Annotated in this window: 17 protein-coding genes; 12 read left to right on the top strand and 5 right to left on the bottom strand. The window is 42.2% G+C overall.

Features of this window, described 5'->3' with window-relative positions; translation table 11 throughout:
- Window positions 1–38 precede the first annotated feature (38 nt).
- Window positions 39–986 carry a mannose-6-phosphate isomerase, class I gene (manA, locus tag AR334_RS10435; RefSeq protein ID WP_066310738.1) on the top strand — a complete coding sequence of 316 codons (948 nt, stop codon included), beginning with the start codon at window positions 39–41 and terminating at the stop codon, window positions 984–986.
- 132 nt (window positions 987–1,118) lie between these two features.
- Here manA and AR334_RS10430 read toward each other — a convergent pair whose 3' ends face one another.
- Both AR334_RS10430 and AR334_RS10425 read right to left on the bottom strand, forming a co-directional pair.
- Complete coding sequence (locus tag AR334_RS10430) at window positions 1,119–1,595, bottom strand: N-acetyltransferase (RefSeq protein WP_066309509.1); 477 nt, start codon at window positions 1,593–1,595, stop codon at window positions 1,119–1,121.
- A gap of 170 nt (window positions 1,596–1,765) precedes the next feature.
- Complete coding sequence (locus AR334_RS10425) at window positions 1,766–2,065, bottom strand: hypothetical protein (RefSeq protein WP_253701272.1); 300 nt, start codon at window positions 2,063–2,065, stop codon at window positions 1,766–1,768.
- A gap of 453 nt (window positions 2,066–2,518) precedes the next feature.
- Between AR334_RS10425 and AR334_RS10420 the strand changes: the two genes are divergently transcribed.
- The 9 genes from AR334_RS10420 (at window position 2,519) to AR334_RS10380 (ending at window position 10,820) form a co-directional block, all read left to right on the top strand.
- The gene (locus AR334_RS10420; protein WP_066309507.1) at window positions 2,519–4,624 is read left to right on the top strand and encodes a BglG family transcription antiterminator; all 2,106 of its coding nucleotides are present in this window, start codon (window positions 2,519–2,521) and stop codon (window positions 4,622–4,624) included.
- Between the two features lie 42 nt (window positions 4,625–4,666).
- A complete protein-coding gene (locus tag AR334_RS10415; protein WP_066309505.1) occupies window positions 4,667–5,107 on the top strand; it encodes a PTS sugar transporter subunit IIA in 441 nt (146 codons plus the stop codon).
- Window positions 5,107–5,376: a PTS sugar transporter subunit IIB gene (locus AR334_RS10410; protein WP_066309503.1), complete on the top strand. Its 270-nt coding sequence runs from the start codon at window positions 5,107–5,109 to the stop codon at window positions 5,374–5,376. The genes AR334_RS10415 and AR334_RS10410 overlap by 1 nt, the downstream gene beginning before the upstream one ends.
- A 24-nt stretch (window positions 5,377–5,400) precedes the next feature.
- Entirely contained in the window at window positions 5,401–6,702 is a 1,302-nt protein-coding gene (locus tag AR334_RS10405; RefSeq protein ID WP_066309501.1) for a PTS ascorbate transporter subunit IIC, read from the top strand.
- 76 nt (window positions 6,703–6,778) lie between these two features.
- Entirely contained in the window at window positions 6,779–7,771 is a 993-nt protein-coding gene (locus tag AR334_RS10400; protein ID WP_066309498.1) for a phosphotriesterase, read from the top strand.
- A 15-nt stretch (window positions 7,772–7,786) separates the two neighbouring features.
- The gene (locus AR334_RS10395; RefSeq protein WP_066309494.1) at window positions 7,787–8,527 is read left to right on the top strand and encodes a creatininase family protein; all 741 of its coding nucleotides are present in this window, start codon (window positions 7,787–7,789) and stop codon (window positions 8,525–8,527) included.
- Complete coding sequence (locus AR334_RS10390) at window positions 8,505–9,221, top strand: KDGP aldolase (RefSeq protein ID WP_066309491.1); 717 nt, start codon at window positions 8,505–8,507, stop codon at window positions 9,219–9,221. The genes AR334_RS10395 and AR334_RS10390 overlap by 23 nt, the downstream gene beginning before the upstream one ends.
- 5 nt (window positions 9,222–9,226) lie before the next feature.
- Window positions 9,227–9,961: an SIS domain-containing protein gene (locus AR334_RS10385; RefSeq protein ID WP_066309488.1), complete on the top strand. Its 735-nt coding sequence runs from the start codon at window positions 9,227–9,229 to the stop codon at window positions 9,959–9,961.
- A gap of 106 nt (window positions 9,962–10,067) precedes the next feature.
- The gene (locus AR334_RS10380) at window positions 10,068–10,820 is read left to right on the top strand and encodes a copper homeostasis protein CutC (RefSeq protein WP_082692890.1); all 753 of its coding nucleotides are present in this window, start codon (window positions 10,068–10,070) and stop codon (window positions 10,818–10,820) included.
- A gap of 371 nt (window positions 10,821–11,191) precedes the next feature.
- Here AR334_RS10380 and AR334_RS10375 read toward each other — a convergent pair whose 3' ends face one another.
- Window positions 11,192–12,169, bottom strand: a complete 978-nt coding sequence (locus tag AR334_RS10375; protein ID WP_066309486.1) for an NAD(P)H-quinone oxidoreductase — start codon at window positions 12,167–12,169, stop codon at window positions 11,192–11,194.
- 785 nt (window positions 12,170–12,954) lie between these two features.
- Entirely contained in the window at window positions 12,955–13,911 is a 957-nt protein-coding gene (locus tag AR334_RS10365) for an ankyrin repeat domain-containing protein (protein ID WP_066309482.1), read from the bottom strand.
- Between the two features lie 217 nt (window positions 13,912–14,128).
- Here AR334_RS10365 and AR334_RS10360 point away from each other — a divergent pair, with 217 nt between their 5' ends.
- On the top strand, window positions 14,129–14,365 hold the full coding sequence (locus AR334_RS10360) for a hypothetical protein (protein WP_066309480.1): 237 nt from the start codon (window positions 14,129–14,131) through the stop codon (window positions 14,363–14,365).
- 73 nt (window positions 14,366–14,438) lie between these two features.
- Window positions 14,439–15,653, top strand: a complete 1,215-nt coding sequence (locus AR334_RS10355) for a YafY family protein (protein WP_066309477.1) — start codon at window positions 14,439–14,441, stop codon at window positions 15,651–15,653.
- On the opposite strand, the gene AR334_RS10350 is transcribed toward AR334_RS10355, so the two are convergent.
- The gene (locus tag AR334_RS10350; RefSeq protein ID WP_066309472.1) at window positions 15,650–15,865 is read right to left on the bottom strand and encodes a hypothetical protein; all 216 of its coding nucleotides are present in this window, start codon (window positions 15,863–15,865) and stop codon (window positions 15,650–15,652) included. The two genes, AR334_RS10355 and AR334_RS10350, sit on opposite strands and share 4 nt — an antisense overlap.
- Window positions 15,866–16,085: the final 220 nt, after the last annotated feature.

The following is a 16,085-nucleotide window of genomic DNA, read 5'->3' as shown; positions in this document are numbered from 1 at the left end:
ATAGTTAAGGAAATGTTAAAGATCTTTTGGAGGTATTCATTTTGCAGCCATTATTTTTAAAACCAGTTTTTAAAGAGAGAATCTGGGGAGGAACTGCCTTAGAAAGGGAATTTGGATATCAGATACCTAACGAGCATACCGGGGAATGCTGGGCGATATCTGCCCATCCCAATGGTCCTTCTGAGATTGAAAACGGCGAGTATGCAGGGATGACGCTAGACCAGCTGTGGCAGGAGCATTCGGAATTGTTTGGGCATCCCAAAGAAGCGGTATTTCCGTTATTGACGAAGATTTTGGACGCGAATATGGATTTGTCGGTTCAGGTCCATCCCGATGATGCTTATGCCCAAGTCCATGAAAATGGGGAATTGGGCAAGACTGAGTGCTGGTATATTATCGATTGCAAGGAAGATGCGGACATGATTTTTGGCCATAATGCCGGGTCGAGGGAAGAGTTGGTAGCGCAAATCGAGGCAGGGAACTGGAACGGGCTGCTACGCCGGGTGAAAATCAAACCGGGCGACTTCTTCTTTGTCCCAAGCGGCACGATTCATGCGTTGTGCGAAGGCACGCTCGTATTGGAAACCCAGCAAAGCTCAGACACCACCTACCGTGTCTACGATTATGATCGCCGCGATGCTGAAGGGAACTTGCGTGAGTTGCACTTGAAGAAGGCGATTGATGTTACAACTGTTCCGCATCAGGATTATGTGAGAGAGCCGAGGGTGGAGGAACGGGAAAATGCAGTCGTTACCACTTTTGTAGAGTCAGAGTTTTTTACAGTTTATAAATGGGAGATTAAGGGGCAAGCTTCGTTCTCATTTGATGATCGGTATTTGCTATTGAGTGTCATCAAGGGGAATGGCAGGCTGCTTCATGAGGGAAAGCAGTATGACTTGAAGAAAGGTACGCACCTGATTATCCCTGTTGGCTTTGGGGCGTTTAACCTAGACGGGGAATGTGAATTGATCGTGTCGCATATGTAATAAACAATAAGCGTAAGGATTTGAATAAAGGTCCTTGCGCTTTTTTTAGTTCGTGACCATGGGGACGGTTTTTGTAGGAACTGGTCGGGTTGTAGATCAATTATAATGCAAAACCCATTGAATCCACCTTGCTCAGGTGGTTTCAATGGGATAAAAACCGTATGCCTCATATAGACGAATGGCTGGCACATTATGTTTTTGTGTGGTTAGATAGACTTCTTGATGGTACTTGCTCATCTCAGCCAAGGCATAGGTTAATAACGGTTTTGCTAGCTTTTTCCCTTGATAATTCGGGACAATTCCCACCCAGTGAATTCGTCCGATCCTGCGGCCTTCATACTCCCCGTACCAGGCCATAATGGTACCAATCGCATCTCCCTCAGGGTTTTGAAGAAAAAAACAACGTTGCTGAAGGTCGGATTCGCATCCGTGAAACTCATTGTGGAAGCGTTGTAAAGCCTCCGTTACGGTTGCAAACTCCCCAGCTTGTGTTTCAATTTTTGCCCAAGTCGTTTCATCTCCTGGTCGAAACGCCCGAATGGAAAAGCCCAGTGGCAAAGGAAGCGGGCCATCCGAATAGATTGTCTCACAATACATAATTAACCTCATACTTCCACACCTTTTGCTCGTCGTTTACGACTGTCTTTATGCTGCATAACTCCGTTGTTTTACTATTTTCATATAATTAATTGTATATATTTTATGGAAAATCAGAGATACGTTTGGTTGAATGACAAATTTTTTAGAGGAATAATTACCTGGAATAGCCCGAGCTGCGATTAATCATACTGGACTCGTTCTTCACCCTCGATAATGAGTTCCAGTTCTGTTAAAAAGTTGAGCTCAAGCGGCGAAGGGAGGAGTTCCATGATTTCTCTTATTTCGATTAGATTTTCGGCCTCTTCTATAGTGGTTGGCGGCTGTTCCAAATGCTGATACCAGACCTTTAATTCATCAATGAATTCATAAAAGTGCCTCTCGAACCGTTCTGCGCATTCTTCACTATCGTCCTCTGATGCTTTCTTCATCATTTCCCAATCCTCAAGTGCGATTTTCAATTTCTCTTTTACGGTATTCATCAGAAATTCATCTCCTTTGTTAGAGCCGGATTGTGAACATGTCAACCTTCTCGAAATGTTCGATAAATTTTATGAAAAAATATATCATTGCATCCGCTAGACCTACAAAGTTACTATACCATTTTTATTCCAAACGTGACATGGCCGCGCCTCTCATGATGTGGTCTCTTCGTTTTTTCCTCTAACCACTTCATCCCCTACTTCTTATGGCGCGTTCGCTTATTCATCTTTTCAGAAATACCTTCGTTTTCTCCGCCGGTAGTGTGGTGCGATGTTAACAATCTTCATGTTTACACGCTTATTCCATCCCTTAGTCCAATTTTGCACAAATGGAAGGGGCGGCATTTGGTCTCCATATTTGCCGCAATAGGGTGTAGAGTATAAGTATGCAATGGTTAATCAGCTTTTCGTACTATTTTGCACTATTTTGCACATATTAACTGTGCAAAGGGGGTGGGGAAGGTAGCACTTGATCAGCGCAGTACAGCAATCTTGAATTACTTAATTCAGGCGTCAACCTATGTTCCTGTTAAGGAGTTGACTGAAAGGTTTCATATTTCTCGAAGGACGATTTATTACGATATCGAGAAGATTAGCGACTGGTTGAAGGACAATGATCTGCCTCCAATTAAGCACGTTAGGTCTGCAGGGTTTTATTTGGAAGAGGAGGCGGCCGTTCAAATACCAGAGAAGCTTGGAACTTTGAAGGAATGGCATTACGAGTATACAGCCAAGGAGCGAAAGGGTTGGCTGGCCATTTATTTAATGGCCCGGGATGCCCCATTGTTTTTGGGGGATCTAATGGAAAAGCTCCGTGTTAGTCGGAATACCACTATAGATGATTTAAAGGCATTAAAGGAAGAACTAGGACGATTTCAGTTAATCCTTGAGTTTGACCGCAAACAGGGATATATCATCCTTGGGAATGAAGATGACAAACGTAAAGCGATTGCACATTATCTTCAGCTGGTTCTGCCAGACCAAAGCTGGCAAACGATACTAAGGAAAATTCCCTATGTTCTCCAGAATCACACGGGGGAAAATCTCGATTTATTTGATTTCGAGAAACTGAAAGCGGTTCAAATGATTGTGGAGGAAAGCGAAAAGGAACTGAATATCAAATTTACGGATGAATTTCTCGAGCATTTCCCACTCCAGTTGCTGTTCTTTTATAAGCGGCTTTCCAAGGGCAAAAAGGTATGCATTGACCCTGTTGAAAAAGAGGTTCTGCAGGAAACCAGACAGTTTCAGGCTGCTCAAAAAATAGCAGCGAAGCTATCGGCACTATTTCAAACCGATTTTCCCGAGGATGAAATCTTGTATATCACGAAGCACTTGTTGGGTTCTAGGATTCAGTTTGCGGATGAGTCGGCAACTAAGAGCTACGGTTCCATGAAAAAGGCTGTTGCCCATATGGTCAGTGACTTCCAAAAATACGCCTGTGTCTTTTTTGAAAATCGCCAGGAAATTGAAAGGAATTTGCTGCTTCATGTGAAACCGGCCTATTATCGTGTGAAATACGGGCTTGAATTTGAAAATGAAATGACCAAAGCGATTAAAGAGAATTACCATGATATTTTTATCATTACACGCAAGGTTATGTATCATCTTGAGCAATTGACTGGCAAAGAAGTTAACGATGATGAAACCGCTTTAATTGCAATGCACTTTGGCGGCTGGATGAAGAAGGTCGGCGCCCAGCCGGCGCTCCGGAAAACCGCATTGATTGTGTGCACCAATGGTATCGGCACATCGAGATTGCTGCAGCATCAGTTGGAGGGCCTATTTTCAACCATTGATATCATTGGCTGTGTCTCACTAAGAGAATACGAAAATCAACATTTTGATGCTGATTTCATCATCTCGACGATTCCGCTCGAGGAAAAGGACAGGCCAGTCTTTATTGTCAGTCCCATTTTAACAGAAGCCGAAAAGGAGAACTTATTAAAAAAGATCAATTCCCAATTGGATGAAAATCAAAAACAGTCCGCTTCTGTAGAGGCATTAATGGACATTATTCATAAATATGCAGACATACGGAATGAATCAGGGCTTTTGAAGGAATTAAAGCAGCATCTCGCAAAATCAGTTCCTTTTCAAGCGGAACGGCCAAAGCCATCCTTGGGCGACTTGTTGACAAAAGAAAATATTCTTTTTAAAGAGAATGTTGGTGATTGGGAAGAGGCGATCAAGATTGCTTCAGAGCCGTTGCGAAGTAAAGGATACATTGCGGATGAATATGTGGAAGCCATGATTAGAAATATCAAAACGATGGGACCTTATATCGTTATTGCTCCAAAAATTGCGATTCCGCATGCTAAGCCGGAGGATGGCGTCCATCAGCTGGGCATGAGTTTGCTTAAGCTAGGGAAACCGGTATTGGTAATGGGGAAAGAGGTTCAAGTTTTCATCGTTCTGGCAGCCATTGATGGGGATTCGCACATCAAGGCGGTTTCACAGTTAAACAATTTATTATCGGATAAGGGGCAATTGGAAAAATTGCTAACAGCTCCATCTTTAATGAGAATAACGGAACAAATCAAGATTTACTCAGAATAAATCATCCTAAGAAAAGACAACTAAAGGAGAGAGGGTTTTAAAATGAAATTTTTGGAGGAAGGTCTTGTAGCTTTTGACGTCGAGGCGTCCACTCCAGAGGAAGCGATAAAGGCGGCTGGGCAACTTCTAGTGGAAGGAGGGGCTGTGGAGGAAAGATATATTGAGGCGATGGTCAATTCGTATCACAAAAATGGGCCATACTTCGTGTTAGCGCCTAGAATTGCTCTTCCGCATGCAAGGCCGGAAGACGGCGTGAATGAAGCATCTGTTTCATTCATCAGATTGAAAAAGGCTGTGAAATTTGGCAGTGCCACCAATGACCCAGTGCATTTTGTCTTCGCGTTAGGGGCTTCATCCAGTGACGAACATTTAACGTTATTGCAAAAATTAATGCAGTTATTAAACAGCCAGGAAAATGTAAATAAGTTATCAGAAATCACTACTATTAATGAATTAACTCAAATGATTGGGAGGAACGAATAATGAAAATTTTATGTGTATGTGGATTGGGCCAAGGAACAAGCTTGATTTTGCGAATGAATGTGGATACTGTGTTGCGTCAAATGGGGATTAATGCTGATGTGGATAACACGGACGTATCCAGCGCTTCGAGTGAAAGACCTGATTTGATTATTACCAGCAATGAATTGGCTCAATCTCTGTCAGGGCATTCTTCCAAAATTGTCATCGTCAACAACTACTTTGATTTAAATGAGATCAAGCAAGCATTAGAAAGCCATTTTAACCAATAAATATAATTAAGGGAGAGGAAAAGTATGGAAATACTTACTTGGATTGCAAATAATATATTCGGTGTTCCTGCATTCTTAATCGGTTTTATTGTTCTACTAGGTTTATTATTGCAGAAAAAGACAGCTAGCCAAACAGTTAGCGGAACGTTTAAAGCCATGATCGGATTCCTGATTATCAATGCTGGTGCCGGAATCATCGTCGGCGCTTTGAATATCTTTCAGCCGATGTGGGCTGAAGTATTTGGACTTGAAGCCGGCAGTTTAGGCAAATTCATGGGGCAAACCCAATTTAACATTGAATTTGGTTCTGCTGTCACATTGGCGATGTTCCTTGGATTCCTAATTAACGTATTGCTTGCCCGTTTCACCAAGTTTAAATATATCTATCTAACAGGGCATATGATGTTCTGGACAACGACAATCTTTGCGGGGATCATTGTTAACTCAGTCGGTAAAGAAAACGTATCCTTCATAGGGTTAGTCGCTTTCTTGTCAATTTTCATGGGGTTATACTGGACATTCCAACCAGCCCTTGTCCAGCCGTTTATGAGAAAAGTAACTGGCGGCAACGCCATTGCATTGGGGCATACATCCGCAGTCGTTGCCATCCTAGCAGCGTTACTTGGAAAAGTCCTTGGTAACAAGGAAAATGACTCGGAAAAAATCAAATTGCCAAAAGGTCTTGAATTCTTAAGGGATTCCAATGTTATTACTGCTTTAACAATGGGGTTATTATTCCTGATTGGCGCTATCATTATCACCTTAAAAGGCACCCCAGCCTCTCAAGAATTGATTAAAGGGGCAGCGGGACAAAACTTTATCATGTATTCCATCATTCAGTCATTTACATTTGCCGGTGGTATTGCCGTCGTCTTGCTTGGCGTTAAGATGTTCATCGGTGAAATAGTCCCTGCGTTTAACGGGATTGCAACAAAGCTAGTTCCGGGTGCGATTCCGGCACTTGACTGCCCAGTTGTCTTCACATTCGCGCCAAATGCCGTAATTCTTGGTTTCTTGGGTGCATTTGCCGGATCATTGATTTGGCTAGTGGTAATTGGTAATACAGTAGCTTATGTGTTTGTTCCGACAATGATCGTATTATTCTTCCACGGCGCAACTGCAGGGGTATTCGGTAACTCAACCGGTGGGGTGCGCGGTGCATTGATCGGCGGATTTGTCACTTCGACCGTTGTTGCATGGGGTCAATATATCATGGTTCACTTCTTAGTTTCAGATACGATTCCTGATACTGCTATGTGGGCCGCTGATAATGACATGTTTGTTCTTGGACCAATTGTAAAAATGCTGGCGCAATTATTCTTTTAAACTAGTACTTTTTTGAGTAAAGGGCGTCACGGCCCTTTACTTATTCGTTTTTACTACTTGATTGGAGGTTCTCAACATGAGTTTCATACGTACATTAAAAGGCGATATCAAACCGGAAGAATTGGGCTTTACTTATTCGCATGAACATATCGTTTGCCGTCCTGCCTATTGGGCAGAGCGCGGTGCAGATGATCTTTTGCTTGATGATAAAGAAAAATCAAAATTGGATGTACTTGATTTTAAAAATCATGGCGGGCGGTCCATCGTTGATGCCACTGCCATCGATTACGGCCGTGATGTGCAGGCTGTTAAAGAAATCTCGGACGAGCTGGATATTCATATTGTTGGGACAGCAGGCTTTAATAAGAGCTTCCTTTGGGACGCGAAAATAAAAGAAGAATTAAAGCCGATTATTGGTAACTACAATACGTATGCAGAGTGGATTGATGCGGCCTCGATCAATGAATTGACTGACATCGTAATTCGTGAAGTGGAAGAGGGATTGGAAGGCACCCCTTTTAAAGCGGGACAGGTGAAGTTTGGCACAGGCTATAACCGGATCACGCCGCTGGAGGAGAAAACATTGCGTGCGGTAGCCCGTGCCCATCACGAAACGAAGGCTCCCATGCACTCCCATACCGAAGCAGGTACAATGGGACTTGAGCAAATTGAATTGCTAAAAAGTGAAGGTGTCGACCTTTCTTATATGAGCTTCGGCCACATGGACCGCAACCCGGATCCATACTATCACGAGCAAATTGCCAAAACCGGTGCTTTTTTAAGCTTTGATGGCATTGCCAAAATTAAATATGCTCCGGAAAGCACGCGGATTGCCTGTATTTTGGAACTTGTGAAAAAAGGGTATGAGGATCAAATCTTGGTCAGCGGCGATACCGCAAGAAAAACGTATTATAAGCACTATGATTACGGTCTAGGTCTTGAATATATCATCGCCAAATGGGTGCCGCGCTTTATTGATGACGCGAACTCACAAGGCTTTGACGGCGAGAAATTAATCCGCAAATTCTTTATCGACAATCCGGCTCGTTGCTTTGCATTTAAAAAATAAAAGGGGCGCTGCAGCATGATTTTTCAAACTGAAAATTCCTTTGAAGTCAAAGAAAAAATTGAAAAAAGTCTAGTGGCGATTTTGCCGATTGGGGCTGTTGAAGCACATGGCCCCCACCTTCCGCTTGGAACGGATAACTATTTAGCGGAACGGCTTTCTGAACGTGTTGCCGAGAAAACGGGAGCTTTTGTGCTGCCAACCTTGCCATATGGACAGGTTTGGAGTTTAAAGAACTTCCCGGGAAGCATCAATATCAGCAACGATTCGTTAATCAGCTTCATTTATGATATTGGGGTCAGCCTTTATGAACAGGGATTCCGTGTATTTGCGATGATCAACGGCCATTTGGGCAATGCGGTTGCGATGAAAGAGGCCGCTCGCAAGCTTTACGCCCAATATCCCGACTTTAAAATCCTCTACCTCTTCTACCCAGGCGTGAAAAAGGTGACCGAGGAAGTGAGGGATGCGAAGTCGGCCCATTCAAGCTATTTCCATGCTTGCGAAATTGAAACGTCCTATATGCTTTATTTGGCTGAGGAATACGTGGACATGTCAAAAGCGCTTGCTGAGGACCCGCAAATTCCGATGAGTGCTGATGTCACTCCAACCCCATGGGAAGAGTTTACCTCCACAGCTGTTTTAGGGAATGCAACTCTTGCCACAAAGGAAAAAGGGGAAAAAATTATTGAAGTCGCGATTGAAAATATGGTTAAGCTGATTGAGGGTGCGAAGGATGGATTTAAGAAAGCTGAATAAGCTGGACGATTTTTTGCTGTTTAATTTTTTGGCAAAAGACAGGGAAAATGCAGAGGAAATCTTAGAAGCGGGCCAGGGTTTTGTTGTCCCGGGCATCGTATCTTCGGATTTTGCGATGATTGCCGATGGCATAAAAAAAGTCGCTGAATTAAAAGAAGTGGCACCCGTTGTCAGTGTCGGATTAGGGGATAACGGAAATCCCGCAAACTGGGATAAGGTGTTGGATATTGCCGCGGGCTCCAATCCGGGACATATCAATCAGCCCTTTGAAAAATCAAGTTATTCCAGGGGCTTTTTAAAGGCAAAAGGCCTTGACCAAGCAGTAAACGGGCTTGTTTCGCCGGCCAGGAAAGTGGGCTATGTAAAGTTGTCCGGCATGGAAATGAGGGTAGAAGATTTAGTGGATTTGGCCGTCTCGATGGGAGTGGAATCGATTAAATTCATGCCTTTAAAAGGGGTTACCCATCTAGAAGAATTAGTTTATTTATGTCGGGTCGCGGCTGAGAAGGGTATTGTTTCCATTGAGCCTGCAGGCGGCATTTCAGCCGATAATATTGTTGCGATTGTGGACGCGGTGAGAGAAACAGGAATTCCTGTTTTCATGCCACATATATTTGGCTCTACGATTGACAAAAATACCGGAAGAACGATTCCAGAAGAAGTGGCAAAAATTGTTCGTTTGGTGAGGGGATGAAGCTAATGTTAACGAAATACTTCGAAAAGGCAAAAGAGAAAATTGAGCTTGTTGAAAAAAATGAATCTGGCAAACTTAGAGAAGCAGCAGAAAAAGTAGCAGAAGCGATTCAGGCCGGCGGCATTATTCAGCTGTTCGGCTGTGGGCACTCGCATATCTTAACGGAAGAGGTTTGCTATCGTGCCGGGGGACTCGTGCCGATCAACCCGATTCTTTATGAGCCATTAATGCTGCACGAGGGTGCGCTCCGCTCCTCGGAATTGGAACGCCAGAATGGATTGGCTCAGGAATTTATGAAGGATCAAGACATCCGAAAAGAAGATGTGATGTTTGTCATTTCGACTTCCGGGCGGAATCCTGTTCCAGTCGATGTAGCACAAGAAGCGAAAGCCAAAGGAGCATTTGTCATCGGGATCACGTCTATGGAATATTCACAGAGCCAGCCATCGAGACATGATAGCGGCAAGCACTTGTATAATTCAGTCGATTTAGTGATTGATAACTACTCGGCAAAAGGAGATGCGTCGCTAACCTATGAAAAGGTAAGCGTGCCATTTGGCCCAACCTCAACTGTAGTGGGGGCGGTCATTCTTAATGCGATTCTGGCTGAAGCGGTGAAAATCATGGCAGACAAAGGTTTTGAGCCTCCGATTTTCCTAAGCGGAAATATTGATGGCGCTGATGAGCATAATCGCCGTTTGGTGGAAAAATACCAGGGAAGAATTGGTGTGTTGAGGTAGGGTTTTGAGCTTGGTTTTTATCGAAGACATGTGGTCGGATTCATATAGCTGAATTCGGCTATTTTCATATATGTTTTTAAAAAGGTTGGAGGTTGGGTGAAAAATAATGGAAAGAATGGCTGAAATATGTTGCGGTAGTCTGGAAGATGCTTTAACTGCACAGAGAGCAGGAGCTGACCGTATAGAACTTAATAACGCCATGTTTTTATATGGACTTACTCCTTCTATCGGAACGGTAAAGTTAGTCGTTGAAAATTGCCATATTCCCATTGTAGCAATGGTGAGACCGCGACCGGGTGGATTTTTTTATAACGATGATGAATTTAGAACCATATTGGCGGATATCGAGGCTTTAGCGGATTTTGATATTGAAGGGATTGTATTTGGTTGCCTGGATCAAGACGGGAATATAGACAAGGATAAGAATCAGGCAATAGTAGACATGATTCATAAATATAATAAGGACGCCATATTTCATAGAGCCTTTGATTGCGTAAAGGACCCATATCAATCTATGGAAGAATTAATTGATATGGGTGTAAAAAGGGTATTGACTAGCGGTTTGAAATCCACGGCAATGGAAGGCATTGATTTGTTGGCAGAGTTACAGCATAAATATGGCGAAAAAATCGAAATATTGGCCGGCGGTGGCGTCAATGCTACCAACAGTTCCTCTTTAATGAATAAAACCGGCATTCTTCAGTACCATAGTTCTTGCAAGAATTGGAGGAGAGATCCTACTACAATCGGCAACGTTTCATTTGCTTTTGCAGAACCCCCTCATCAAGAAGATTATAACTTAGTTGATTATAATGCAGCAGTTAAATTCGTAAAAGCATTAAAAGAGAGCATGTTATAAAAAGAGCTGCCCCTAAATCGATAACGGGTCGTTTAGGGACAGCCTTTTTTATTGAATGTTGATTTCACTGCGTAGGAAAAATAAACGGAAAATTTCCGGCTAAATTGGGAAATACCCATATTTCCTTAAAAATAAGGGGAGGTTTTCCGCTTATTTTATCAAAACCCTAGGATTTTACCTTATTTAGAGCCATTAACCGGAATATCTCCGCTTATTTCCGCCTCTTGAGCTACCTCTAAATACAATAACCGGAAATTCTCCGCTTATTGAATTCTCAAACAACATAAAAATCGATACGGAGAAGTCGGAACCAGTTTGCAAACTTCGTATCAGCGATGTTTCAACCGACCACAGTAAGCAAGGATTGACTGTTAATCTACTTTTAAAATAATCTTTCCGATATTTCTGTTGCTCTCCATATGTTCATGTGCTTGTTGGACATGATTAAGAGAAAATACATGATCAACAATGGGACGGAGCTTGTTAGTACGAAAAAGCTCCAAGGCTTTAGAGGAAAATTCAGTTGTGAGTGCTGTCTTGTATTCATCGCTTCTTGGAGTGAGCAGCGTTCCAGTCAGCTGGATCCGTTTTGACATGACATCCATTAAATTGAATTTTTCTATTGCGGCCCCACCTAAAATCCCGATTAACACCCATCGTCCATCTACTTTTATACTGGCAAGATTTTTGCTCCAATAGGATGCACCAATGAAATCAAGAATCAAATCGACCCCTTGATTTTTGGTCGCCTTTAATACTTCCTCGTCAAAATTTTGTTCTTTATAGTTTATACAAACATCTGCACCTAATGACCGGCAAAACTCTAATTTCTCTTTGGATCCAGCTGTTGTAATGACATTGGCTTGCCCGATTTGTTTGGCAAGCTGAATCGCTGCAGTTCCGACACCACTACCTCCAGCATGAATCAACACGGTTTCTCCCGCACGTAAGTGGCCAATCCAAAATAAAGTTTGATAAGCAGTTAAAAATACTTCAGGAATCGCGGCAGCTTCTTCAAATGAAAGGTTTTCTGGAATCACCATCGCTCTGTCATCCGGCATCAAGACGTATTCCGCGTAACCTCCGCCATTGACAAGGCCCATAACACGCGTGCCAACTGCTGTTTTAGCACCTGCGCCAGCTTTTTCAACAATTCCAGCCACTTCGACACCTAAAATCGGATTGGTCAAATAACCCGAACTGCTTTCCCTCGTAACGATATCTGTTCGATTAACAGCTGCTGCCTTTACTTTAATTAATAATTCCCCATCCTTTGGGATTGGTTTTTCATGTTCCCCAACCTGTAATTGTTCAGCACCGCCGGGTTGTTTTACCGTAATCGCCTTCATCTATATACCCCCTTTTATAGGAATTGTATATCTTCTGTAGTTTTTCAGCAAAAGGTTTGGTTGATTCCTTTGCACGTGATCGCCCGGAGTTCCTTTTTCAAAAATATTGATTAAAAAAATAGCCCCCGGGTCTGTTCGAAAACATTCCTCGAGGGCATCCAGTATCTATATAATTAAAGGGAGATCTTAAAGAAGATTGACTTCAATAAGCTTATATACTATTAATAACGGCATAATAGGTTCATTCGTTTAGAGCTAATAACTTGTTCAAAAGAAAAATAAATGAGAGACACCTCCCGGAAGTTTTCCAGATCTCCTGCATGTGGGAGTTTTAACCAAGATTTTCACAAGAATGTTAGCACGGAAATGTTGTATTCACAACGATTCAGGAGGATTCACCTAAAACGTTTGATTGGGGGAAGTGATGCAAGATATTGGAGGAAATGGTCGGAGTTCAGAGGTTGAATTGGTTCCAAACAAAATTAGCCGCCATTATCCGGCAATATTCACCAAACTTTTCCCCGGAAATGATCACGAAACGTTTAGATTTCAACGTTTCAAATCATTATACTTAAACGTTTGTCTGATCGACACGTATTTTCGTGATATTGAAATAAAAAAGCCAATGGTGGCGGGACTTGGTACCTTGTTATACAATCGTTTAATTAGGTTACCTATAAGCAACAAATTGTTTAAATACATCGTGAAATCACTATTTTTGAAAAAAATATAGTAATGGGGGAATCCGAAGGTTGAGTAACCCGAATACCCCTTTTTAGCCTGATTTATAGTTGAAGTACATTTTTATGAGATGCCCCTTTATGTTTGCATCCGCCACGTCTAATTAAATAAGAAGCTATATCTTTATGCCCTGCATCCAGTGCCACATCGACCACTGATTCTCCCTCATCCACATAATTGATGTCCGCCCCGGCGCCCAGTAGCATTTGGACAAGGTGTCCGTGTCCAGCTTCAACAGCAGCCATTAATGCTGTTGAACATAGGGTTACTCGCTCGTTCCGTTCTTCGGGAAGTTTTTTCTTTAGAAAAAGCTCAAGTATTTCTCTTCTGCCGTTACTGGCTGCAATCACAAGTGGGTTATAGGGGCAACTAGCTGTAAAGCGCTGCCGATCGACCTCTGCCAGGTACTTGACCATATCACCGTGATCATAAAATAATGACATATAATAGGCTTTTTGCGGCACCTTAATCCCGCCCGCCAAGCAGTACTGTACCACGTTGACATGATTGTTGCTTGCTCCTCTGGATAATACATCTTCATTCAGTTTGCCCCCTTTTTGAACGAAAAGGTCCAAAACCTCCAGCAATCCCAAACTCGCTGCTTTTAACAAAGGGGTTCCCTTGTGTCTGTTTTCTTGAAACATGTCAGCCCCACAATCAATCAAATCATTGAGTATTTTCAAGCTGGTTCCATGTGGTTTGATGGCTAGGTTTAATGGGACTTCTCCGTATGGAGTTGGCTTTTTGGGGTCAGCCCCTTTTTGTAAAAGAAGCACTACGGCCTCTTCATGGGATGCTACAATGGCTTTGTGCAAATAGGGAGTAAGCTCTTCCTCCCACAGTTGGTCGATTAAGGAGATATAAAAATGATTGTTGTCCTTTAGGGCAGCTTGAAAAATGGTCCCCTTTTCTGCTTCGCTAAACGTAAGATAAGGAAATAGCTGTTGTGCAAGCGCGATGTGCCCTTTTTGGATTGCTTTCCAGAATATCTTATAATCCATTTGCTCAACCCCTAACTTATTTAATAAATGTAGTATAAAAGATAAGGGCAACCGAATAGGTAGTTCAAGAAAAAGGTATTTACAAAATTAGGGAAATGGTGTAATATTTAACTATAATTTCATTTTGGTTATTAAGCCCGTCGAACACAGGAAATCTGTGTCCGGCGGGCTTATTTGTGTTGTTATGTAAAAAATTAAATATATGAGGAGGAAAAATATGTTTAATTGTTTAAAAGAAATGAAGAATGAAAGTAAATTTGAAGTTGTAGTTGGTTTGAAATTTTTTGTTGAAAGAAGTTATTTAGATCCAAAAAAATATGGTTATTTATCTTCAACCGTTATTTCGGTTGATCATCCAAATTTCATTGTTTTGGAAATTAATCAGAAATATACAGAAACAGTTTTAAAACAAGATTTTCATTCGAAATTGAAAAATCAGATTCTAAAATTATAAAATCTGATTTCCCTGTTGTTTAACAGGGAAATCAGTATATTTTTCCTCCCATAAAAATAAATGAGGTGACGTGATGAAGGCTGTTACTCTGATTAGATTGGAAAATGATAATGAAAAAATGGTGTTAAAAGGTGTCCCAGACCCGGATGTATTTTGGGTAGAGCTTTATGATCTTCAGGATGGTTCATTATTGGAAAAGTCGGATGAAGAGCGGGAATGGGAAGGTGCAATCAAATTGTTGGAAAGCTATCGATGGACCACCTACGATACCGACTATGTCGAACCAAGTTTTACCCAAATGATTATTGAAGCCAGAAATCGAAAAATCCACCCCCAGCATCGAATGCTTTCTTTATACAAACGGCTTCTACAGGGGGAAGACATTGTAAAATCAAAAGCAGCAAGGGAATTTCGTATCGGAGACGAACAAATCGGCAGGGATATAAGAAAGCTGAGGACCTTTTTTGCGAGTAGTGATCAAACTGTTGATTATGACGCTGCTGATCAAGTGTACCGACTTTCCTCGTTGGAGGGGGAAGCATTATCGAAAGCAGAGATTTTGGCCGTTATGCTGATTTTATATGCTGCCAGGGGGTTGAATAAAGAAGAAGTCAAATCAATAGAAGAAAAGCTGCTTCCATTCCTATCTAAAGAGGAACAAAGACAGGTCCGCAGGTTTCTTCACAGCTATCATTTTCATTATAAACCAATTGCAACGGACGAAAGCCTTACTTATATAAGAACTGTATATGACGCGATTCTACGCAAGCGGATCTTGTCGTTCCATTATGAAAAACATGGTACATCAGAACACCGGGAAGTGATTCCCTACAGTTTGTCCTTTCATAACGGACTCTTTTATTTGCTGGCAAAGAAAAAGGATGCACCGTATAGTGAGCCTGTTCCCTGGAGGTTTGACCGAATCAAGGATTTGGAAGTGACCCCGCAGCGGTTCCGGCTGGAGGAACCGCATATAGAGGTGGGGGGGCAAGTTAACCGTTCTTTCCAGATGTTTTCTGGCCCCCCTCAAACTGTAAAACTAAAGGTGGCAGAGGGGATTCTGGAATATTTGTATCGCGCCTTTCCTCTCTTTCATCAGCCATCCTCGTCACGGGAAGGCTGGGTGAACGTGGAGGTTGAAGTCAATGGCTATGACGGAATCATGTTTTGGATCCTACAGCAAGCTGAGCATGTGGAAGTGCTGGCACCTCTGGAATTGCGCCAAAGAGTGAGCGAGAAGATAGCGAAGATGTATGAACTATACGCGAAGAGTCAACCACTTGCTTAATAGCGAGTGGTTGAATCATCACGGAATGGCTCCCAAGCCTGGCAGGAGGAGCCTTCCCCCATTTCTACTCCACGAAAACTGCCAAAAGGTCCTTGGCACAGCCCTTGAGAATGTAAAGCATGAAAATGACTGGCGGTGAAGTCGATATCACGGCTTCCACACCAATATCTGCAGGTTGCACATACTTGTTGATTTTTCCCCCAACAACTCATATAACATTCCTCCTTATTTTTACTAATTTCATCTTAAAAAATTGGAACGACCTATTCGGTCGTTGGGTGTAAGTATAATTTTTATATAAAGTTTTCAAGGGGGGATTTCGTTGAGGATGTGGAAAAACGGAGGAAAGACTTCGCTAAATTGGTTGCTAGTTTATGGTAATATATAATTATATTTAGTAAAAATTACCTACAACATGACTTTAGATGGAGG

The organism is Bacillus sp. FJAT-29814, from assembly GCF_001510715.1.
Taxonomy (GTDB): Bacteria; Bacillota; Bacilli; order Bacillales; family Cytobacillaceae; genus Neobacillus.
Note: the sequence above shows the minus strand (reverse complement) of the source record. Positions and strands in the feature narration are given on the sequence as shown.